This window comes from Plantactinospora sp. ZYX-F-223, assembly GCF_039649625.1.
In the GTDB taxonomy this organism is placed as follows: domain Bacteria; phylum Actinomycetota; class Actinomycetes; order Mycobacteriales; family Micromonosporaceae; genus Plantactinospora.
This window is the reverse complement of sequence record NZ_JBDJAV010000009.1, coordinates 139,314-160,676: the sequence shown is the minus strand read 5'-3', so window position 1 is coordinate 160,676 and position 21,363 is coordinate 139,314. Positions and strand designations below refer to the sequence as shown.

The window sequence follows — 21,363 nt, the reverse complement described above, 5'->3', positions numbered from 1 at the left end:
GCCTACCCTCGGTCCTCCACCCGTCAGGAGGAACGTGATGCGCAGCGCGCTGTTTTCGGCAGAGAACCTGGAGAAGGAGTCACACCAGCCCGGGATGCGGCTGCAGAACTCCAAGATGCTGAAGATCGAACTCAACGGCGAGGCGATGGCCCGGGTCGGCTCCATGGTCGCGTACCAGGGGCAGGTGCAGTTCCAGGCGCTGGGCTCGGGCGGGCTCGGCAAGTTTCTCAAGCAGAAGCTGACCGGCGAGGGTGTCCCGCTGATGAAGATCAGCGGACGGGGTGACGTCTTCCTGGCCGACTACGCGGCGGACGTGCACATCATCGACCTGGAGCCGGGCGACGCGCTGTCGATCAACGGCTCCAGCGTGCTCGCCTTCGACTCCACCCTGCAATACGACATCAAGATGGTCGGCGGGGCCGGCATGATGTCGTCGTCCGGGCTGTTCAACTGCGTCTTCAGCGGCTACGGCCGGATCGCGATCACCACCAAGGGCACCCCGGTGGTGCTCAACGTCGACGCGCCGACGTACGTCGACCCGCAGGCCGCGGTCGCCTGGTCGGCGAGCCTGCAGACCGGCTACCACCGGGCCGAGCAGCTCGGCCTCGGCACGCTGCTCGGCCGGCGTACCGGTGAGGCGTTCACGATGAGCTTCGCCGGGCAGGGCTTCGTGATCGTCCAGCCCTCCGAGGAGCCGCCGATCCAGGGCATGGGCCGCCAGGAGCAGGGCGGTGGCGGCGGACTGCTCAACCAGTTGCTGGACTGACGACTGCCGGAGGCGCCCCGCCCGGGACGCCTCCGGCCCCCTGCCGGCCGGTACAGCTCAGAACCGGCCGTACCGCCCGGCGGTGACGCCGGTCAACACCCGGGTCGCGCCGGTGATGCTGCCACTGGCGTAGTAGCCGCCGATGCCGGTGCCGCTGACGCTGCCGCCGGTGTAGATGTCGTACTGCTGGCCGTTGGCGATCCGGTTGGACGAGAAGACGACCTCCCGGATGGTCTGCGACGACCGGAACGAGGCCACCACCGCGCTGCCGGAGACGACGTGCACGATGGTGTTGGCCGCGAGGTTGGTGGTGAACCGGGGGGCCACCCAGCCCTGGCCGGTGTTCGGCACCGCCCGGAACACGGCCAGCGAGGTCAGGCCGGCGCCCACCACCGTGCCGGCGGTGAAGGTTATCGGCCCGTCGGCGTCGAACGCGCCCTCACCCCCGCCTACGGTGCTGGAGCCGTTGGCCACCACCGTGCCGCCGGCGAAGGTCAGCTCGCCGTTGGAGTCGAAGCCGTCGGTCCCGCCGGTGGCCACCACCGTGCCGCCGGTGACCCGGATGAACGCGATCGTGGAGGGGACCCAGTCCCCGAGACCCTCTTCCACGGCGTTGATCGCGTCGTCGCTCGCCACCGCGTTGACGGTGCCGCCGCTGATCGTCGTCCGCAGCCCCTCGATCGCCTCGTACGACCGGGTCACGTTGATGGTTCCGCCGGAGACGTTCACCGCGTTCTCGCCCTTGATGGCGTCGTCGCCGACGGCGGCGGTGATCGTGCCGTCGGTGATGGTGACGACGCCCTTGCCGTCCTCGGTGTCGTTGGACTTTATTCCGTCGCCGCCGCTCGATGTCACGTTGATGGTGCCGCCGTTGACGGTGAGCGAGTCCTTGCCCCGGATGGCGTCGTCCACCGAGTTCACGGTGATCGTGCCCGACTGGATGACCAGGGCATCCTTGCTGACGATGCCGTCGGCGTAGTTGGCGCGTACGTCCAGCGAGCCGGTGCCGCCGATGGTCAGCCCGGCCGTGCTGAACAGCGCGGCGTCCGGCTCGCCGGTGTTGGTGTAGGTCGACGCGTCGGTGAGTCTGTTGCTGGTCCCGGCGGCCAGCGTGACGGTGACGGCGCTGGCGTTGGTGACGTAGAGCGGAGCGGAACGCGAGTTCGTGATCGAGGCGCCGCTGAGGATGAGTTCCACGTTTCCGGTGGCGGCGGTGTCCACGCTGACGTAGCCGTCGTTCAGCGTGCCGCTGATCTGGTAGGACCCGGGAGCCGTGATGGTGACGGCGCCACCGGAGACGGTGACGTTGCTGCCCGAGACGCTCGCGCTGGACCCGTTGAGGGTGATCGTGGCGGTCGGTGCGGCGACGGCCGGGACGGCGAGCGGGCCGGCCAGCAGGGCGGCAGCGAGCCCTCCGGCGAGGGTGGTCCGGCGTACTGCGGATGTCATGAGCGGTCCTGTCTGTCGGGGACGGAGGCTGGACCGAGGCGTGGCGGGGGTGCCTCTATCACCGGCGGCCCGATCATGAACCGCTGGTGAACCAGGGGTATCCATTGATGAGTCTAAATGAATACGCCGAGTATCAGAGACCTCGCGGGCAGAAAGTTCTGCCGCCGCGAAGGTCCCCCGCTCGTCGAGGAGGGCGTCAGGCGATGCGTTCCGCCTTGCCGCGTGCCGCCGCCGTGACTCAGGAGAGTTCGCCGGCACGCAGCCGGGCGAGCCAGGCCGCCGCGTCGGCGTAGTCGACGTCGGAGAGCCCGGCCGGCGCCGGGACCGGCCGCTCGGCCACCGCCGTGCTCCCGCGATGCCTCGGGTACGACCCCAGGAAGCGCACCTCGGCGCAGATCCGGCGCAGTCCCTGGAGCGCCTCGCCGACCCGGTCGTCGGCGACGTGCCCGGTGCAGTCGAGGAAGAACGCGTAGCGGCCGAGCGCCTCGCCGGTGGGCCGGGACTCGATCCGGGTCAGGTTGACCCCGCGTACCGCCAACTCCATCAGCACGGCGAGCAGCGCGCCGACCCGGTCGTGCGCGATGTAGACGGCGAGCGAGGTCAGGTCGTCACCGGTCCGGGGCGGCGGCGGTCCCGGCCGGCTGAGCAGCACGAACCGGGTCACCGCGTCGTCATGGTCGGCGATCTTGTCGGCGAGCACGGCCAGCCGCTGCCGGGCGGCGCCGATCGGCGCGCAGATCGCGGCGTCCTGCTGGCCTTCGACGGCGGCGAGCGCCGCGGCGGCGTTGGAGAGTACGTCCACCACGACCGTGTCGGGCAGGTGCTCGCGGAGCCAGCGGCGGCACTGGGTGGACGCCTGCGGATGGGCGGCCACGGTGCGCACCTCGCCGAGGGCCCGGCCCGGCGGCGCGGCGAGCACGAACTCGACCGGCAGCACCACCTCGCGGGTGATCACCAGTGGTTCGCCGTCGACCATCTCGTCCAGGGTGACCGCGACCGCGCCGCCGATGGAGTTCTCCAGCGGCACCAGCGCGGCGTCGGCGTCACCGGCCCGGACCGCGTCCAGCGCCTCCGGAACGCTGCGCGCCGGGGTACGGGTGCCGCGCTCCGCGGCCGGGATGGTACGCAGCGCCTGCTCGGCGAAGGTCCCCTCGGGCCCCAGGTAGACGAAGCGGGTCGGCGGTGTTCCGGGCATGCCCTCCAGCCTACAAACCGCCGTACGCGGGCGGGGGTGCGTCACACACCGTCGTCCGGAGCGCGGGCGGCGCCTCGGCCCGGACCGTGATGGTGCAGACGTCGGAGCCGGCGGTGACCAGCCGCAGGTTCCCGGGGCGGCCCCGGGTCACCGCCTGCAACGGCTCCCGGTCGGCCACCATCACGACGCTGTACTGCCAGTCCTGCACGCAGAGCGGCCCGGTCTGGTAGGTGACCCGGCCGGAGCGGGGCAGGTTCGCGGTGCGGCGCAGCAGTGCGGTCACCTGGTCGCGGCTCGGCCCGCCGGCCGGGCAGGCGACCAGCGAGGTGGGGCTCGGCGTCGGCGTCGGCGACAGGTTCGGCGCGGACGTCGGCGTGCCGGTGGGGCCGACCGTCGGAGTGGGGGTCGGCCGGGTGGGAGTGGCCCGGGGCGTCTGGAGCTCGGGCGGAACGCCACAGGCCGCCAGGGCGAGGCAGCCGGCCAGGGCCAGGCAGCCGAGCAGGGCGCCGGCGGCGCGGAGCCGGCCGGTGGTGGGGTCGGGCGACGGGAGACGGAGCACGGCCGGATCCTCGGGCATAGGTGGCTGCCGTGGGTGGTGCGGCGGATGGCCCCGCCAATGGTAGGGCGTCGGCGTGATCGACCACGCTTCAGGTGGTGATCCGGTGCCCGAACTGCCGCAGCGCGGCGAGCGCCTCGACGAGCCGTACCGAGGGGACCAGCAGATAGTCGGTGTCGAACGTCGAGAACGCCACGATGTTGACCCGGGCGTCGGCCAGCGGGACGACCAGGGAGGCGAGGATCCCGGTCAGCGCCAGGTCGAGCGGGCCGGCCACCCGGAGGCAGCGCCACGGTGTCTCGGCGGTGGCGTCGGCCGGGACCTGGTCGGCGCGGCAGATGATCGACAGTTCGGCGCCGCTCCGGGTCACCGACAGCACGCCGGAGTCCGCCGGAGGGCTCAGTAGGCCGGCCGGCACCGGTGAGCCGGCGGGCAGCCGACACACGGCGTACTCCTCCGGCAGCAGAGCGATGTCCAGCATGAGGAGACCTTACGGGGGGTACGGCACCGGCCCAACACCGCCGCCCTGCGGAAGGGCCAGATCGCGACGCGCGTCACCTGCCCAGCAACCCCCGGGTGGCCGGTACGTCTCGCGGAGCTGTCCAACCGGTGACCGGCGTACCCCAGAGAGCCGCCCCTCGCCGGCCGGCGGGCCCCGCCCAGGGGCCGGGCAGGCGGTGCTCACACCCCGGAAAAGGTGCTCAGACCTCGGAGAAGAAGGTGAGCGAGCCGGCGACTTGGCCCTCGGTGAGGACAGGGGTGGCGATCGCGTCCACGGTGGTGGCGTCCGGCCCGTCGGCCTCGGGGCAGCTCACCCGGAGCAGCCCCCGGGCGAGCCGGCCCGAGTGCAGGGCGAGCAGCGGGGGGATCTTCTCGACGTCCTGCTCGGTCAGCTCGCCGCGGGCGGCGGTGAAGTCGAGCAGCCGCAGCCCGCTGCCGAGCAGCGGGAGGCCGAGCGCGTCGAGCGGGGTGCCGAGGCCGAGCAGTTGGCAACAGGACGGCGAGACGGCGGCGATGGTGGTTTCCCGGTCGATCAGCAGGCACGGCTCGGCGGCCGCCGAGACCGTCTCGGACCACCGGCTGAACCCGTCGAGGTGACCTCGCCCGTCGGCGTCGTCGAAGCCGGTGGAGTCGTCGAAGCCGGTGGACCGGTGCCCCAGCGACGGGGTCGCCGGCGTCGGGAACGCCTCCGAGATCGAGAGTTCGACGTGGGCCACCGCGCCTCCTATTTGCCGCACCACGCCCCACGCTAGCCGGTGCCTACCGGGGCCGCGACCCCCGCGGTGCGCCGGCCGGTCGGGCCATCCCGCAGCCCCCGCCGGTACGGCACACACCCCACGGCCCCTGGGGCGGCGACGGGGCGCCGCCCGGCGGGTGGCGTCGGCTCGTGACGCTACCGGCGACCGGCGTGCTTGTCAGCCGCCGTTCGGCCCTCCTCGTACCACCGGTAGTCCGCGGCCGACCGGTACGGGGCGTTCAGCCAGGTGGCGGGGGACTGGGCGACCCGGGACAGCTTCTCCGCAGTGGCGGCGCTGATCCGGTTGCCGCCCGCGACGAGCAGCCGGTCGAGTTCCCGGTGGGTCGCCACCAGGCACTCCTTGGGCAGTCCGTACACGCTGATCACCCCGGAGCCGACGAAGGTCAGCACCGGGGTGACCGGAATGGTCAGGCCGACCGCGTTGGAGAGCGCCTTGGCGGCGCGCTTCGCGTCCCGCCGCGCCTCCGACACGTACGCCGGCCGCTTGCCGTTGATCTGCACGACGTCCCCGGCGATCAGGACCCGGGACCGGCCGTGGTCGGCCACGGTGACCGCGAAGAGTCCGCTGGGACCGATCGCGAGGAAGCCCGCGCGCTCGTCCCGGGACCGGTAGTCCAGGTCGAGCATGCTCGCCTCGGTCATCTCGGTACGCGGCCAGTCGACCACGTGCCACGATGGACCGAGGTGGTCGAGCCGGCTCAGCGCCCGGGCACCGGCGGCCTCGATCCGGCGGGCGTCCCGTTCCGCGCGGCGCCGACGGGCCCAGTCCATCGGTGTCGGCCGGACGGCCTCCAGAGGGGGAAGTTGGTTGACCGGCGCGGGAGGGAGGGCCCGCGCAGCGGGAACCGCTGATCGTGCAGAAAAGACAGTCATCGTGACCTCCGGCAAAAGGTCCCTCGAAGTTATCTCCTCACTACGGTACGTGGCCAGACCTAGGGAGCGGCAAGTCGAAGCACCGGAGTGAGTGTGGATGAATGCCCTATTCACCCGAAGCCCTTTTTCCCGGATGGTGCCAACTGCTGGCCTACGCTGCGAGGATGACCCATTTCGTGGACAGCGAGGTCGGGCGTCTCGGCACCGTACTTCTGCATCGTCCCGGGCCTGAACTCGCCCGACTCACGCCCCGGAACAACGACTCGCTGCTCTTCGACGCGATCCCCTGGGTCGGGCGGGCGCAGGAGGAGCACGACGCGTTCGCCGCCGCGCTGACCGGGCGCGGCGTCGAGGTGCTCTACATCGGAACCCTACTCGCCGAGACGCTGGCCGTGCCGGACGCGCGGTCCGAGATGACCGAGCGGGTACTCGCCGACACCCGATTGGGTGACACGCTGCGGCGCCGGGTGGCGGAGCACCTGTCGTACCTCGATCCGGCCGCGCTGGCCGACGTGTTGATCGCCGGCCTCGCCCACGAGGAGCTGCGGCTCGGCGGCCGGGGCGGCGGCCTGGTCTACCGGCTGATGGACCGGCTGGACTTCGTGATCGACCCGCTGCCGAACCTGCTCTTCACCCGGGACTCCTCCACCTGGATCGGCGACCATGCCGCGGTGACCAGCCTGGCCATGCCGGCCCGGGGCCGGGAGACCAGCCTGACCGACGCGATCTACCGGCACCACCCCCGGTTCGCCGGCACCTCCTTCGTGTACGGCCCCGGCCTGGAGCACCTGGAGGGCGGCGACGTACTGCTGCTCGCCCCCGGGGTGCTGGCGGTCGGGGTCGGCGAGCGCACCACCCCGGCCGGAGCGGAGCGGCTGGCCCGCCGGGTCTTCGATGCACGCCTGGCGCACACCATCCTGGTGGTGCCGATCGCGCAGGAGCGCGCCACCATGCACCTGGACACCGTCTGCACGATGGTCGACGTCGACGCGGTACTGATGTATCCGAACATCGCCGACACGCTCTCGGCGTACACGGTGGTGGCCGGCACCGACGGTGATCTCCAGCTCGACGGGCCGGCACCGTTCCTGCGCGCGGCGGCGGACGCGATGGACCTGGACACGCTCCGGGTGATCGACACCGGCCTGGACCCGGTGATGGCGGAACGCGAGCAGTGGGACGACGGCAACAACACACTGGCGCTCGCGCCCCGGCTCTGCGTCGCGTACGAGCGGAACGTGGAGACGAACGCCCAACTGGAACGGGCCGGTATCGAGGTGATCCGGATCGCCGGTTCCGAACTCGGCTCGGGCCGGGGCGGGCCGCGCTGCATGTCCTGCCCCCTCGTCCGGGAGCCACTACGCGCGGGAGCACCCTCTAGGTGATGAGGCCGACCCGCCCGGTCGCCGGATGCTTTCGCCGCAGTTGAAGCGGACCCGTTCGGTGTCAGCCGGTGATGAGTGCGGTGACCGTGCCACCTGAGGTGACCGTGCGCCCGGTCGTACGCTGGTAACGCCGGACCAGGTCGTGGCCGCGTGTTTGCCGGCCGATCCGGCGTTCGGCGCGCAGCAGTGGGTTGCGTGACGGCGGCGGGAAGGCGTCGGCCAGGTCGGCGAGCAGGGTCGGGGTGTCCACCCTGGCGGCGCGCAGCGCCCAGGCTGCCCCGGGATCGAGCGCGACGAGGGAGAGGGCGAGGTGTTCCGGCCGGTGCTCGCGGTCCCGGCGGGCGAGTGCGAGCCGGAGTGATGCTTCGTAGGCCGCCTGGGCGTCGAGCCCGAGGGGCGGGCTGGTTCGAGCGCACCGCCGTCGTGCCTTGGCGGCCCCGAACGGCAGCAGCGGCTCGCGTGCGGTCGCCCGGTCCAGTACGGCCGGACTCAGGCGTGACATGAGCCCGTCCACGTCGATGCCGAGCGGTGCCAGGGTGTCGCGGTCGGCGGCGGCTCCGGCGCCCAGCGGCGCGGCTTGGCGTACCGCTTCGCGGATGGCCGCCTCGGTGGCGCCGTGCCGGTCCAGGGCCGCGCTGACGGGGTGATCCGTCGCGGTGAGGGCGAGCAGGAGATGCTCGCTGCCGGCCCGGGGATGGCCGAGATCGCGGGCCATTGCCAGGGCCCGACCCACCGTACGGCGGAGCTCGGGGTGATCGCCTCGGAACATCAGACCTCCTGGTTGCGGCGGTATTTCCGGTGCACGGTCTGCTTGGTGACGCCCAGCCGGACGGCGATGTCCTGCCAGGACCAGCCTGCTCGGCGGGCCGCCGCGACCTGGTCGGCCTCCAGTTGTTCCACCAGGCGGCGAAGTCGGGCGACCGCCGGCAGCGTGACGTCGGGGTCACTGCCGTGTACGGCCCGGTCAAGGTCGGCGATCGCGGACATGTCGTCAGCATATGCTGACGATGGCAAATCGTCAACACATGCTGACGAGGGTGGTTGGCCAGTCACTGCGGCGGCTTGCCGAGGCTGCCGCTCGGGGTCCCGATCGGTCGCTCCGTTCCGCTAGACGCAGCCGCCGCAAGCCCGCCTTTGCGATCATCTCCAAGATCCGCCACCCGGATCACCGTCCCGGGCTGCGTCATGTGGCACCGGCATCGCTGGGCGGACGGCCTGGCTGACCAGGATGAGCGGCCCCGACGGCCGACCGGGGAGTAGTCGGTGCGCGGACTGTCGAGCTGGGTGCACAGACGGGGCACGGAGAGCGGGTCGTCGAGACGGCGTGTGGTGATGCGGTTCGGGGCGAGCGGCCGGCGGGACCGGGCTCGGACGGCCCGGGGGTGGGTGGGCGCACAAGCGGGGCAGCTCGACAGTCTCCCCGGCAGGTACCCCAACCCCACACCAACCGGAAGCAACGGGTGACATACACGATCAACCGTCAAAGACGGGGCACTGGATACCGCTCTACAGCAACTGCGGACAGCGCCGCAGGCGATCGCTCGCCTGCGGCGCTGACCGTCGGTTTGACGGGTCGAGGTGAGAGCTAGCGGAGGGTGAGCTGGCGGCCGAGCAGCCCCTGCTTCGCCCGGCGACCGGCAGCGTCCAGCGGGGCCGGGTCGGCCAGGGCGGCGGCGTACCGCTTCGCGAAGTCCGCCAGCGGGGCCTCCCAGGACTCCGGTGCGGCGTCCCGGGGGATGTCCCAGACCGGTACGAGCCGGCCGTGCGCCCGGAACATCCCGGCGAACCGGGTCTGCGGGCCGAGCGGCAGCTCACCGGCGGCGGAGAGCCGGGAGAGGGCGTCCAGCGCGGCGTCCTCGTCATCCGGCAACACCCAGCGGACGTGGCTCTTGTCGGTGACCTGGCACCAGTACGCGGCCGGCGCGGCAGCCAGCCGGACCGTCGGGTAGATCGAGGCGTTGGCCCGCTCCAGCGACGCCTTGACGTTGGGATCGTCGCCCGCCCCCGGGTCGAGCCAGAACTCGAACCCCTCGTGCATGGTGATGTCCAGCGGCCCGTCGACCAGCACGTCCGGCAGCCGGGGACCCTCGCCGGGCAGCGCCGGCACCGAGACCGTGCCGCCGGGCTCGGTACGCAGGGCGCAGAGCAGCGCCTCGGCCAGGTCCCGGGAGACGTCGCCGGACTGCACGTGCCGCTGGAGACCGATCATGATCCGGCCGTCCGGCTTGGTGATCGCGGGCGTGGCCATCGGCAGCACGGTGGCCAGGGTGACCGGGCGGTCCCCGAACTCCTCGACCAGGTGGGGCGCGAGAGTCAGCGGGGCGGAGGCCGCCGGCACCAGCTCACGGAGTGCGATCCACTCCGCCTCGTCGGTCAGCCCCTCGAAGGGGCGGGGCACGAAGATGTCCCGTACCTTCTGCCGCTTCTCGGCCCGGTTCTCCCCGCTCGCGGAGCTGCTGGCGTCCGCCGCGGCGGACCGGGAACTCTTTCGACGCTTGCCCACGGCGAGACAGCCTAGGCGCAACCGGGCGGGCACGGACACCCGGCGGCACTACCGGCGGGTCACCTGCGGCTGACCGTCGGCGGCTCTTCTGCAGCCGCCAACCGGCGCGTCACGGGACGGCGACAGTGTGCCGGACCGGATGCACCAGCCGGGCCCAGACGCTCTGCCCCAGCCCGTCGCGCTCGACCCCCCAGTCGGTGGCGAGCGCGGCCACCAGGAGGAGCCCCCGACCGTCCGTCGCCTCCGGCCCGACCTGGCGCACCCGGGGCGGGCCGGCGGCGCCGCCGTCGGTCACCCGGATCTCCACGGTGTGGGCGGTCGGGCTGGTACGCAGCAGCCAGGTCAGCCGGATCATCCCGCCGGGCAGCGGCGGCGCGTGCCGTACGGCGTTGCCGAGCAGCTCGGCCGCCACCATCTCGGCGTCGGCGAGCAGCGCCGTCGGGACCGCACCGTCGAGTTCGGCGCCGAGCCGGTGCCGGGCGGTCCGCGCACCCTGGGCGTGCTGTGGCACCAGCAGGCACCACGATCGTTCGGTCGAGACGCTCGACACTCCAAGTGCCTCCTCGACGGACCACCGGGGCACGGCGGCTCCGGGCGACCTCGGTTCAGCCTCGGGGCAGCCGTACCTCTGCGACCGTACCGCCCCCGTCGCGCGGGCGAAGGGAAACCCACCCATTCTGTCGCTCGACGATTCGGCGTACGAGGTAGAGCCCCAGGCCAGCGCCGGGATAGCGGCGTCGGTCGCCGGACTCCCCCTGCCAGAACCGTTCAAATGCGCGCTCGACATGCTCCGGACGTACCCCGATCCCCCGGTCGCTCACCCGGAACGCCACCGTCCGCCGGTCGGCCTCGGCGGTCAGCAGCACGGGCGAGCCGTCCGGCGAGTACTTGCCGGCGTTGGTGGTGAGTTCGGTCAGTACCGTCGCCAGGCTGGCCCGGTCGCCGAGCGCCTTCGGCAGGTTCTCCGGAAGTCGGATGACCAGCCGGTGGCGCAGCTCGGCCGGGAGGTCGGCGGCGGCCGCCCGGAGCGTGTCGAGCAGGTCGAAGGGGATCGGCGGGGAGCCGCCGACCGGGCCGGCCTCGTTGGTGGTGGCGAGCAGCCGGTCCACCAGTCGGGCCAGCTCGCCGGCTCGCTGGCCGATCACCCCGGCCGCCTGCCGGCGGTCCGAGTCCGAGAGCGACTCCCAGTGCGTGCCGAGCGTGTCGGCGTACCCCTTGATGACCGTGACCGGAGTACGGAGTTCGTGGCTGGTCACCGCGACGAAGAGGTCCCGGTCGTGGTCGCGGATGTGCTGGTCGCTGCTGTCCCGGAAGGTCACCACCCGGGATGCCGCCGTGCCCGGCAGCTCGCCAGAGGTGATCTTGAGCCAGCGTCCGTCCGGCAGCCGGTGGTCGAGCACCTGCCCGGGCGGCGGCACCGGAAAGGGCAGCGGCCGGTCGAGCAGTTCGGCGGCGCGCAGCCCGGTGACCTTCTCGGCGGCCGGGTTCCAGAGCTGCACGGTGGCGTCCCGGGTGACGATCGCCAGCCCGTCGGCCAGCGCCGCGACCACCGTGCCGTCGCCGTGCACCGGCAGGCCGGCCTGGTCGCCGTACATGTGCGCGGCGGTGGCGGCCAGGAAGCCGAGCGTCGAGCGGTGTTCGGGGTCGTCGGGGGGCTCGGCGTCCCGATAGAGCGCGTAGAGGTTGCCGATGGTCAGTCCGCCGATCTCGACCTGGGCGGCGAGCATGTGCCGCAGTCCGCGCCCGTCCAGCTCCTCGGCGAGGTCGGGCGGGAGGACGTCGACGCTCATCGCGCGTACTCCCGGGGCGCAGAGCAGCTCGTCGGTCGGCTGCTCGACGATCGGGATCGGTCGGCCGACCGCCCAGTCCAACTCCCCGTTGCCGGAGACCACCCGGCCGCCGTTCGGGCCGAACTCGACGAACGCGACGCCGGGTGCGTGGAGCGCCCGGGCGGCGACCCATAACAGCCGGTTGAGCACTGGAAGACCCACTTCGCCCGTGTTCAGCATCTCCATCACCTCGGCGTGGCCGGCGATGAGGCAGGGGTAATCGGGGCGTTCCGGCATGCTCCGAGTCTGCCCGTTCGGCGGGTCTTTCGGCAGTACCGTCATCCGGCTGGCGTGCTCCGGCCGAGGCCCGGCCGGGCGACCGCCCGGTCCGGCGGTCGCCCGGTCCGGCCCAACGGTCGGACCCCGGCTCGGTTCAGCGATCGGACCCGGCTCGGCCCAGCCGGTCGAGGACCATGGCGGGCCGGTCGGTGATGATCCCGTCCACCCCGTAGGCCAGCGCCAGGTCCAGCTCGGGGGTGTCGTTGACGGTCCAGACGTAGACCCGGTTGCCCGCCCGGTGCAGGGCCGGGACGAGCTGCGGGCGGGTGCGGAGCAGCTTGAGGCTCGGGCCGGCGATCCGGGCACCGAACGGCAGCCTCCCCCGGCGCAGCCCGGGAGGCGCGAGCTCCAGCAGCAGTACCGTCGACAGTCGGGGCGCCAGCCGGTGGATCTGGCGTACGGCCAGCGGGGAGAAGGACATCACGGTCGCCCGTACCGGATCGTCCGGCCGGGGGTCGGCCAGCCCGTGCCGCTCCAGCAGCGCGATCAGGCGGCGCTCGACGCCGGAGCCGCACCGGGCCGGGTGTTTCGTCTCGATCAGCAGCTCGACCTCGCGGTCGGCGGCCCGGACCGCCCGGAGCAGCGCGTCGAGGGTGAGCAGCCGGGTCCGCTCCGGATCCGGCGGCAGATCGCCGTCGGGCGCGGCCCCGCTGTGCCACGAGCCGTAGTCGAGCCGTTCCAGCTCGGCCAGGGTGTACGCCCCGACCGGTCCCCGGCCGTTGCTGGTCCGCTCCAACCGCCGGTCGTGTACGCAGACCAGGTGCCCGTCCCGGCTCAGCCGTACGTCGCACTCCAGCCCGTCCGCGCCCTCGGCCAACGCCCGGAGGTACGCCGCCAGGGTGTGCTCCGGCATCGCCGCCGAGGAGCCGCGGTGCGCGAAGACCAGCGGACGCGTCCGGGGTTCCGGTACTCCGCCCGACTCCCGTGGCCGCGGGACCCCCAACCCCGGCTCCCGCTGCGGGGCGCGCGACCCCGGCTCACTCCTCGCGCTCACGGTGCCCACCGGTCGGGTTAGATGACCCGGGCCGGCTGTCCGTCCTCGCTGGCCAGCGGGCGGCCGGCGGCGGCCCACTGCCGCATCCCGCCGTCGAGGTTGCGGACGTTGTCCCAGCCGTTCTGCATCAGGTAGCCGACCACCTGCCCGGAGCGGCCGCCGGAGCGGCAGACCACCACCACGTCGGCGTCGGTCGGGATCTCGGACATCCGTGCGGGCACCTCCATCATCGGCAGGTGGTGGGCGTCGGGCGCGTGCCCGGCCGTCCACTCGTCCGGCTCCCGTACGTCGAGCAGGTAGGCGTCGGCGGGTACCTCGGCGGCGGTCACGGCGGGAATGTTGGCTGCGAACACGGTTACCAAGGGTAGAGCCTGCCCGGGAGATCGCCGGAGGGCTAGAGCCGGTTGACCCACTTCGGGTGCTGCTGTGCCCAGTTGTCCAGGTCCTCGGCGTGCATCGAGTCGAACAGGGTGTTCGCCGGCTCGTCCAGCAGGACGTACGAGACCTGGTCGATCATCTCGGAGTGGGACGGGAGCTGGATGCCGCGCAGCGCGTCGGAGCGGATCCGGCGCAGGCCGAAGACCAGGTCCTCCAGCGGTACGCCGTTGGTGTCGACCGTGAACGAGGAGCCGATGGCCCGGATCACCTGGTCCAGCCGGAGCGGGTTGCGGAGCATGTCCGTGGTGGTGGCCTTGTCCATCATCGCCCGTAGCAGTTGTTGCTGGTGCCGCTGCCGGTCGAAGTCGCCGTTCGGCAGGTCGTACCGCTGGCGGGCGTAGTCCAGTGCCTGTGCCCCGCTCATCTGGTGGCAGCCGGCCTCGAAGACGTGTCGGGTGTGTATCGACCGGACGGGGGTGTCGACGCACATCCGTACCCCGCCCAGCAGGTCGATGGCGCGCTGGAAGCCGGCGAAGTTCACCAGGGCGGCACCGTCGAAGCGGATTCCGGTGAGCCGGCTCAGAGTCGCGGAGAGCAGTCGGGTGCCGCCCTGGCCACCGCCGCCGTACTGGAACGCCGAGTTGATTTTGTCGGAGCCGCCGGGCCAGCCGACGGCCGGTGCGGGCGGGATCTCGACGAGCAGGTCCCGGGGTACCGAGATCAGGTAGGCCCGGTCCAGCCCGGCGGGCAGGTGGGCGATCATGATCGTGTCCGACCGCTGGTCGTCGCCGGGGCTGGCGGCGGGGCGCTCGTCGGAGCCGACCAGCAGGTAGTTGAGCGGGCCGGCGACGTCGCCCCGTTCCCCCCGGGCGGCCGGGTCGAGGAGCAGTTGCTTGACCACGCTGTTGTCGTAGCGGTTGGCCAGCATGTGCAGGCCGGCGCCGCCAGCTGCGGAGACCAGCAGCAGGACCAGGCCGAGCCCCAGCGCCACCTTCGCCCAGGCGGGCGCCTTGCGTGGGTGCCGTCGCGCACGTTCCGGTCCACCGGTACGCCCGGTGCCGAAGACGCGTCCTGGCTGCCCGGGTTGACCCGGAACTGCCCGCTTGGGTGTGAACGTGACCCCTCCCCGGACCCGGCTGAGTGAAGCTTCCTCACTTCAGGCTAGGGGCCCGGTTTGAGCGTCTAGTGGCTTTTGAGATTTTCGCTGGCGATGTCCGCCGTGGCCTACTTGCTCGGCGCTAGCACGTTCGGATTGTTGATGATGAACTCGTCCAACCTGTCGTTCTTGACCGCCGTGAACATCTGCTGGCTGATCGGCTTGAGAGTCTCCCGACCGTTGCCGTTGCCGGCGAAGTTGCCGTCGTTGGTACGCAGCAGCACCAGGTCGTTGGCGGCCACGCCGCGCATCGTGAAGATGAAGTCGGCGATCGGGGTGCCGCTGGTGTCCAGGATCAGCGCCTCGCCGGCCGCCTTCATCAACTGGTTGAGCTTGCCGATGTCGGTCATCACGCCGTCGCTCATGGCCTTCTTGGCCATCGCCTTGATCAGCTGTTGCTGGTTCTGCTGGCGGTCGTAGTCGCCGTGGGTGAGCCCGTAGCGCTGGCGCGAGTAGTCCAGCGCCTCCCAACCCTCCATCTGCCGGCAGCCCTTCTTGTGCACCACCGGCTTCTTGACGCCGCTGGCCTTGTCGGCCTCGTGGTTCCACATCGGCTTGCCGTCGACCAGTTTCATGTGGTGCGACTTGACCTCCTGGCGCACACACATCGGGATGGTGCCGAGGGCGTCGATGATCTTCTTGAATCCGCTGAAGTTGATGATCGCCGCGCCGTCGAAGCTGATCCCGGTCAGCTTGTTGATGGTCAGCGCCATCAACTGCGCGCCGCCGGAGAGCCCGCCGCCGTTCTGCGCGCCGTGGTAGAACGCCTCGGTCGCCTTGGCGGTGCCGCCGCCGTACCTGCTCTTCTTGAACGCCGGCACCTGCACCTCGGTGTCGCGTGGGATGGAGAGCAGGTACGCCTGGTCGTGGCTGGCCGGGATGTGCAGCACGATGATGGTGTCGGCCCGGACGTTGTCGGCGTCCAGCCGGGCCCGCGCGTCGATGCCGAGCAGCAGCAGGTCGATCGGGCCCTCAAGGTCCTTGCCGCCGTCCGCGTCGGACTTGCTCGCGGCGCCGAGCAGGTTTTCCTGCTGGATGGTGCTGGTCGCCTGGTCGATCACGACCTGCATGCCGACGATGGCCACCCCGCTGGAGAGCATCAGCACGGCGCCGAAGACCAGCGTGAGGCGGGCCCAGAGCGGGGTCTTGCGGCGCCGGGCGCTCTTGCCACCCTTGCCCTTGCTCCCGTTGGCCTTTCCGCCGGTGCCGTTCGGCGCCTCCGCCCAGTGGTCGCGAGCCGCACCGGACCCGACCGACGCGGCCGCGCGGGAGGGCGGGACGGTCGCGGCGGGCCGTGGGGGACGTCGGCGGGATTGCACCGGCATGCCTGCTCCAGGGTCAGGGGGTGAGAAGCCGGGACGCCGTGACATGGTGCGGACACCCGCCAGTCGCCCCGAGTTCAACTACGTTACCTGCTCCTGTTCATCTACGGGTGAGCGCGCGGATCGGTTCAACCGCCGTTGGCCGGCGTGGGCGTCGGGGCGACGTTCGCCGCGACCCAGTCGTCCATTGTGTCCGCCGCCATCGCGCGGTACATGGCCAGCGCCTTCTCCCGGTTCGACACCACCACCGACTCGCCGTTGATGGTCTCGCTGCCGTTGTGCGGGCTGGTGATGAACTGGAGGTTCTCGCCGCGCAGGTTGCGGAACTGGATCGCCATGTCGATCAGGGAGAAGCCCTCGTCGACGGTGACCGCGCCGGTGACCGACTTGAGAAAGGCGTTCAGCTTGCCCGGGTTGGTCAGCGTGCCGGTGCTGGCCGCCTTGTCCATCAGCGCCCGCAGGAACTCCTGCTGGTGGCGCATCCGGGCGAAGTCGCCGTCCGGGAACTGCTTGCGCTGGCGGATCCAGTCCAGCGCCTCGGCGCCGTCCATGTGGTTGACGCCCTTCTTGAACTTCCGGTACGGCTTGTGGATCGAGGTGGTGTCGCGTTCCACCTTCAGGTCGACCCCGCCCAGCGCGTCGGTGACCTCCTTGAAGCCGGCGAAGTCGATCGCCATCACATGGTCGATCCGGACGTCGGTGAAGCATTCCACGGTGCGTACCGCCAGGGGCAGGCCGCCGAACGCGAAGGCCGCGTTGATCTTGGCGCGTTCGCCGCTGCCGCACTCCGCCTTGGCGTTCTCCGGAATCGGCACGTAGAGGTCCCGGGGCACCGAGACCAGGTAGGCCTTGTCGTGGCTGGCCGGGATGTGCATCACGATGATGGTGTCGGCCCGCCACTTGCTGGCCTGGTCGATCGGGGCGTCCGGATCGCGGGAGTCACTGCCGACCAGCAGGATGTTCAACGCGCCGCTGACCGACTTGGGCCGGCCGTCGGCCAGCTCGGCGAACGGGTCGGTCCGGGCCAGGTCGTTGTCGAGCCCTCTGACGTAGAGCCAGAGGCCACCGCTGGTGAGTAGGCCCAGCACCAGCACGGCGACGCCGACGACCAGGGCGATCCGACCCCACCGGGGCCGTGGGCCGCTTCGGCCGGGGCCGCCGGGCAGGCCGGGACCGCCGGGACCGCCGCCGCCGGGACCGGGCGGCGAGTCGTAGGGACGAGCCTGGCCCGGTACGCCGGAGACGTGCGCCCGGCCGGAGATCCGGCTCGAACCGGCCGCCTGGCCCGGGCCGGGCACCGAGGCCCGACCGGCGGATCCGCCGGCCGTCATCCGGTACGAACTGCTGGCCGCGTTCGGTGCGGGACTCTCGAACATGCCCTCAGGGTACGTAGCGGAACCAAGAAGCCGCTGTGTGCCACGGCCGGACTGGCACGAAGCCGGTATCCTCCGCTACCCCGCCAACCGCTGGCTGAAGTGCTCGATCGTCCGGCGCAGCCCCTCGGCCGGAGTCACCTCGGGTTCGTAACCGAGCCGCTCGCGGGCCAGGGTGAGATCCGGCCGGCGCATCTCCGGGTCGTCGGCGGTCCGGGTGATATAGGTCACCTGGGACCGGCTCCCGGTCAGCTCGGCGATCGTCTCGGCCAGCTCGCGCATCGACACCTCGTGCTCGGTGCCGCAGTTGATCGGGCCGGTCTCGGTGGAGTCGAGCAGCAGCAGGATGCCGCGGACCAGGTCGCTGACATAGCAGATGGACCGGGTCTGCGCGCCGGTGCCGTGCACGGTCAGCGGCTCGCCGCGCAGCGCCTGGGTGATGAAGGTGGGGATCGCCCGCCCGTCGTCCGGCCGCATCCGGGGACCGTACGTGTTGAAGATCCGTACGATGCCGACGTCGAGCCCGTGGTAGCGGTGGTACGCCATCGTGCTCGCCTCGGCGAACCGCTTGGCCTCGTCGTAGACGCTGCGTACGCCGACCGGGTTGACGTTGCCCCAGTACGTCTCGACCTGCGGGTGCACCTGTGGGTCGCCGTACGCCTCGGAGGTGGAGGCCAGGATGAACCGGGCCCGGTCGGCGACCGCCCGGTCGAGCAGGTGCAGGGTGGCCAGCGAGCCGACCCGGAGGATCTCGATCGGCAGCGTGGCGAAGTCGGTGGGGCTGGCCGGCGAGGCCAGGTGCATGATCGCGTCGAACCGCTCGGCCATCGCCGGGTGGTGCCCGGGGAGTCCCTCCGAGACGTCGGCCTCGACCAGGGTGAACCGGGGATGGTCGGCCAGCTGGGCGACGTTCTCCTTGGACCCGGTGACGAAGTTGTCCACCGCGACCACCGTGCAGCCCCGCGCGATGAGCGCGTCGACCAGGTGGGATGGGACGAATCCGGCACCGCCGGTGACGAGGACGCGGTGTTCCGATCCGAAACGCTGGGCTACCACCATATGGTCAGCGTACCCAGAAAGCTGATCACCGGCTGGCCGAGGGACCTATCCGGGACGGTCGGATCGGGACAACGGGACGGGTGGTGCCGGGTCACCTCCGTGCCCGACACCACCCGTTGTGCCGATCTGACTATCGGTGATCGTCGAAATGCGCTGACGGTACGCCGGTCAGTGCGCTCCGGCGCCGGTGAGGGCCCGCACCTCCAGCTCGGCGTACTTCTCCGCGTCCGTCTCCTTGGAGATGATCGTGCCGATCCAGCCGCAGAGGAAGCCGACCGGGATAGAGATGATGCCCGGGTTCGACAGCGGGAACCACTGCCAGTCCTGATCCGGGAACATCGCGCTGGGCGCCCCGGAGACCACCGGGGAGAAGAACACCAGCCCGACCGCGCTGATCAGGCCGCCGTAGATCGCCCAGACCGCGCCGGAGGTGTTGAACCTCTTCCAGAACAGGCTGTAGAGGATCGCCGGCAGGTTGCCGGAGGCCGCCACCGCGAAGGCCAGGGCCACCAGGAACGCCACGTTCAGGTTCTGCGCGAAGATCGACAGCACGATCGAGATCGCGCCGATGATCAGTGCCGAGACCCGGGCGACGTTGACCTCCTGCCGCTCCGACGCCTGGCCGCCCTTGACCACGTTGGCGTAGAAGTCGTGCGCCAGGCTGGACGAGGAGGCCAGGGTGAGCCCGGCGACCACCGCGAGGATGGTGGCGAAGGCCACCGCCGCGATGATGGCGAGCATCGCCGCCCCGCCGACGTCGCCGCCGAGGAAGTCGACTCCGAGCGCCTCGGCGAGCTGCGGTGCCGCCGTGTTGCCGGCCGCGTCCTGCGCGGTGATCGCCTCCCGCCCCACCAGGGCCGCCGCGCCGAAGCCGAGGGCCAGGGTGAACAGGTAGAACGTGCCGATGATGCCGATCGCCCAGAGCACGCTCTTCCGGGCCGCCTTGGCGGTCGGCACGGTGTAGAAGCGGATCAGGATGTGCGGCAGACCGGCGGTACCGAGCACCAGGGCGATGCCGAGGGAGAGCAGGTCGACCTTGTTGTAGAAGGTCTTCGTCGCGTCTCCGGCGACCTCGACGCCGTAGCGCAGTCCTGGTTCGAGGAACGCCTGCCCCTTGCCGGACGCGTTCGCCGCGTCGCCGAGCAGGGTGGAGAGGTTGAACTTGTAGTGCGCCAGCACCAGGATCGTCATCACCAGGGCGCCGCTCATCAACAGGAACGCCTTGACGATCTGCACGTAGGTGGTGCCCTTCATACCGCCTACCGTGACGTAGATGATCATCAGGGCGCCCACCATGATGATGGTGGCGATCTTCGCCGCGTCCGCGTCCATGCCGAGGAACGTGGTACCCGGCCGGATGCCCAGCAGCAGCGCGACCAGCGCGCCCGCGCCGACCATCTGGGCCAGCAGGTAGAAGATCGAGACGGTGATCGTGGAGACCGCCGCCGCGGTCCGGACCGGCTTCTGCCGCATCCGGAACGCCAGCACGTCGGCCATCGTGTAGCGGCCCGAGTTCCGCAGCAGCTCCGCCACCAGCAGCAGGGCGACCAGCCAGGCGACCAGGAAGCCGATCGAGTAGAGGAAGCCGTCGTAGCCGTACAGTGCGATGATGCCGGCGATGCCGAGGAACGACGCGGCGGACATGTAGTCGCCGCCGATCGCCATGCCGTTCTGGAAGCCGGAGAACGAGCGACCACCGGCGTAGTAGTCGGTGGCCGTCTTGGTCTGCCGGCTGGCCCAGATCGTGATGCCCAGGGTCACCGCGACGAAGACCAGGAAGAGCGTGATGGTCAGGGTACGGGCGGTGTTGCTGCTCCCCGCCTCCGCGGCCAGGGTGAACCCGGCGAGGACGTCGCGACTCATGACGTCGCCTCCTCCTTCTGCTCGTCCGTCGCGCCGTTGAGCTCCGCACGGATCTTGTCGGCGATCGGGTCCAGCTTCCGCTCCGCGTGCCGGGAGTAGAGCCAGGCGATCAGGAAGGTGGAGACGAACTGCAACAGGCCGAAGACGAGGGCCACGTTGATGTTGCCGACGAGCTTGGTGCCCATGAAACCGCGCGCGTACGCGGAGAGGATCACGTAGAGCGCGTACCAGAGGAAGAACGCCACGGTCATCGGGAAGACGAAGCCGCGTAGCGCCTTGCGCAACCCGGCGAACTCGTCCGATTGCTGTACGGCGACGTACCGGTCCGGCGGTGCGCTGGCCGGTGCGGGAGTGTCCGTAGACATGCTGGTCTCACCACCTTCGCAGGGGCAGGGGAGTTTCCGCGCACCGTATGGAGCGGTCCGGATATCGGAAAGCAGTGATCCGGAGCCTGGTCGCCGGCTGCGCCGAACGGGCCGGTGGCTGCGCCCAGTGACCCCGGTCACGCCGCTTGGCGACAGGCCGGGGCTGCGGGCGCGACGCTAGTCGGCCAGCTCGCGGTAGCGGCCACGGTGGTGCAGCAGCGGTGCCGCCGTACCTGCCAGCTCGACCGTCTCGACCGTGGCCTCGACCAGCAGCGCCCAGCCGTACTCCCGGGCGCCGTCCAGCCGGCAACCGGCCCAACCGCCGATCTCGGCCCCGCCCGGCACCGGCCCGTACGGCGTGCGCGTCCACTCCCCGGTGGCGAAGAGCCCGCCCGGGGCCGGAAACAACCCGGCGAACCGGTCGGCGAGCTGCCGGTGCGCCGGACCGAGCAGCGTGACCGCGAACCGCCCGCCGGTGGACGCCGCCGCCCACAGCTCCGACTCCTCGTCGACCAGTCCGAGCAGTCGCCCCGGCTCACCGTCCGCGACCAGGGTGGACGAGACGGTCAGCCCGGCCGGACCGGTCGGCTCGCCGGTCGCGGTCGTCCCCGCGTACGCGGTCCAGAGCGTCACCGGCGCCGGCAGCCGGCCGCGCAGCCGGCGCACCGGGGAGCGGTCCCGCTCCGGGGTGGCGAACGGGTCGGTGTGGTGGATCTGTCCGCCCGGCTGCTCGGCTCGGTTCACCGCACCATTGTGCCGG

General features: G+C 71.5%; 21 protein-coding genes and 1 pseudogene. 2 read left to right on the top strand and 20 right to left on the bottom strand.

The window, feature by feature from the left end; all coding sequences use genetic code 11:
• The first annotated feature begins 37 nt into the window (after nucleotides 1-37).
• A complete protein-coding gene (locus AAH979_RS11885; protein ID WP_346258122.1) occupies nucleotides 38-766 on the top strand; it encodes an AIM24 family protein in 729 nt (242 codons plus the stop codon).
• 57 nt (nucleotides 767-823) lie between these two features.
• Here the strand turns inward: AAH979_RS11885 and AAH979_RS11880 are convergent, their stop codons facing one another.
• The 6 genes from AAH979_RS11880 to AAH979_RS11855 form a co-directional block, all read right to left on the bottom strand.
• The gene (locus tag AAH979_RS11880) at nucleotides 824-2,215 is read right to left on the bottom strand and encodes a carbohydrate-binding domain-containing protein (protein ID WP_346258121.1); all 1,392 of its coding nucleotides are present in this window, start codon (nucleotides 2,213-2,215) and stop codon (nucleotides 824-826) included.
• A gap of 238 nt (nucleotides 2,216-2,453) precedes the next feature.
• Nucleotides 2,454-3,410 (bottom strand): prephenate dehydratase, encoded by a 957-nt coding sequence (gene pheA / locus AAH979_RS11875; RefSeq protein WP_346258120.1) that lies wholly within the window; start codon nucleotides 3,408-3,410, stop codon nucleotides 2,454-2,456.
• Nucleotides 3,411-3,420: 10 nt separating this feature from the next.
• Entirely contained in the window at nucleotides 3,421-3,969 is a 549-nt protein-coding gene (locus AAH979_RS11870) for a hypothetical protein (RefSeq protein ID WP_346258119.1), read from the bottom strand.
• A gap of 88 nt (nucleotides 3,970-4,057) precedes the next feature.
• On the bottom strand, nucleotides 4,058-4,447 hold the full coding sequence (locus AAH979_RS11865) for an ACT domain-containing protein (protein ID WP_318399993.1): 390 nt from the start codon (nucleotides 4,445-4,447) through the stop codon (nucleotides 4,058-4,060).
• 220 nt (nucleotides 4,448-4,667) lie between these two features.
• Nucleotides 4,668-5,183: a hypothetical protein gene (locus tag AAH979_RS11860; protein WP_346258195.1), complete on the bottom strand. Its 516-nt coding sequence runs from the start codon at nucleotides 5,181-5,183 to the stop codon at nucleotides 4,668-4,670.
• A gap of 176 nt (nucleotides 5,184-5,359) precedes the next feature.
• Nucleotides 5,360-6,097, bottom strand: coding sequence for a hypothetical protein (locus tag AAH979_RS11855; RefSeq protein WP_318399997.1), 738 nt, complete (start codon nucleotides 6,095-6,097; stop codon nucleotides 5,360-5,362).
• A gap of 164 nt (nucleotides 6,098-6,261) precedes the next feature.
• Between AAH979_RS11855 and AAH979_RS11850 the strand changes: the two genes are divergently transcribed.
• Nucleotides 6,262-7,482, top strand: a complete 1,221-nt coding sequence (locus tag AAH979_RS11850) for an arginine deiminase (protein ID WP_346258118.1) — start codon at nucleotides 6,262-6,264, stop codon at nucleotides 7,480-7,482.
• Nucleotides 7,483-7,543: 61 nt separating this feature from the next.
• On the opposite strand, the gene AAH979_RS11845 is transcribed toward AAH979_RS11850, so the two are convergent.
• From AAH979_RS11845 to AAH979_RS11780, 14 genes and pseudogenes are all read right to left on the bottom strand, one after another.
• Nucleotides 7,544-8,251 (bottom strand): Clp protease N-terminal domain-containing protein, encoded by a 708-nt coding sequence (locus tag AAH979_RS11845; protein ID WP_346258117.1) that lies wholly within the window; start codon nucleotides 8,249-8,251, stop codon nucleotides 7,544-7,546.
• A complete protein-coding gene (locus tag AAH979_RS11840) occupies nucleotides 8,251-8,469 on the bottom strand; it encodes a helix-turn-helix domain-containing protein (protein WP_346258116.1) in 219 nt (72 codons plus the stop codon). The genes AAH979_RS11845 and AAH979_RS11840 overlap by 1 nt, the downstream gene beginning before the upstream one ends.
• A gap of 598 nt (nucleotides 8,470-9,067) precedes the next feature.
• Nucleotides 9,068-9,985 (bottom strand): DUF5926 family protein, encoded by a 918-nt coding sequence (locus AAH979_RS11835; protein ID WP_346258115.1) that lies wholly within the window; start codon nucleotides 9,983-9,985, stop codon nucleotides 9,068-9,070.
• Nucleotides 9,986-10,094: 109 nt separating this feature from the next.
• Nucleotides 10,095-10,535, bottom strand: a complete 441-nt coding sequence (locus AAH979_RS11830) for an ATP-binding protein (RefSeq protein ID WP_346258114.1) — start codon at nucleotides 10,533-10,535, stop codon at nucleotides 10,095-10,097.
• 55 nt (nucleotides 10,536-10,590) lie between these two features.
• Complete coding sequence (locus AAH979_RS11825) at nucleotides 10,591-12,051, bottom strand: PAS domain-containing sensor histidine kinase (RefSeq protein WP_346258113.1); 1,461 nt, start codon at nucleotides 12,049-12,051, stop codon at nucleotides 10,591-10,593.
• A 136-nt stretch (nucleotides 12,052-12,187) separates the two neighbouring features.
• Nucleotides 12,188-13,036 (bottom strand): glycerophosphodiester phosphodiesterase family protein, encoded by an 849-nt coding sequence (locus tag AAH979_RS11820; RefSeq protein WP_346258194.1) that lies wholly within the window; start codon nucleotides 13,034-13,036, stop codon nucleotides 12,188-12,190.
• Nucleotides 13,037-13,104: 68 nt separating this feature from the next.
• Nucleotides 13,105-13,440: a rhodanese-like domain-containing protein gene (locus tag AAH979_RS11815; RefSeq protein WP_346258112.1), complete on the bottom strand. Its 336-nt coding sequence runs from the start codon at nucleotides 13,438-13,440 to the stop codon at nucleotides 13,105-13,107.
• Between the two features lie 41 nt (nucleotides 13,441-13,481).
• Nucleotides 13,482-14,393, bottom strand: coding sequence for an LCP family protein (locus AAH979_RS11810; protein ID WP_346258193.1), 912 nt, complete (start codon nucleotides 14,391-14,393; stop codon nucleotides 13,482-13,484).
• A gap of 296 nt (nucleotides 14,394-14,689) precedes the next feature.
• On the bottom strand, nucleotides 14,690-15,946 hold the full coding sequence (locus tag AAH979_RS11805) for an LCP family protein (RefSeq protein WP_346258111.1): 1,257 nt from the start codon (nucleotides 15,944-15,946) through the stop codon (nucleotides 14,690-14,692).
• Nucleotides 15,947-16,071: 125 nt separating this feature from the next.
• A complete protein-coding gene (locus AAH979_RS11800; RefSeq protein WP_346258110.1) occupies nucleotides 16,072-17,319 on the bottom strand; it encodes an LCP family protein in 1,248 nt (415 codons plus the stop codon).
• A 75-nt stretch (nucleotides 17,320-17,394) separates the two neighbouring features.
• A complete protein-coding gene (locus AAH979_RS11795) occupies nucleotides 17,395-18,375 on the bottom strand; it encodes a GDP-mannose 4,6-dehydratase (protein ID WP_346258109.1) in 981 nt (326 codons plus the stop codon).
• A gap of 168 nt (nucleotides 18,376-18,543) precedes the next feature.
• Complete coding sequence (locus tag AAH979_RS11790; RefSeq protein ID WP_346258108.1) at nucleotides 18,544-20,238, bottom strand: cation acetate symporter; 1,695 nt, start codon at nucleotides 20,236-20,238, stop codon at nucleotides 18,544-18,546.
• Nucleotides 20,235-20,603: a DUF485 domain-containing protein gene (locus tag AAH979_RS11785; RefSeq protein WP_346258107.1), complete on the bottom strand. Its 369-nt coding sequence runs from the start codon at nucleotides 20,601-20,603 to the stop codon at nucleotides 20,235-20,237. The genes AAH979_RS11790 and AAH979_RS11785 overlap by 4 nt, the downstream gene beginning before the upstream one ends.
• A 177-nt stretch (nucleotides 20,604-20,780) precedes the next feature.
• Nucleotides 20,781-21,332 (bottom strand): annotated as a pseudogene (locus AAH979_RS11780) (flavin reductase family protein); the annotation flags it as partial.
• Nucleotides 21,333-21,363: the final 31 nt, after the last annotated feature.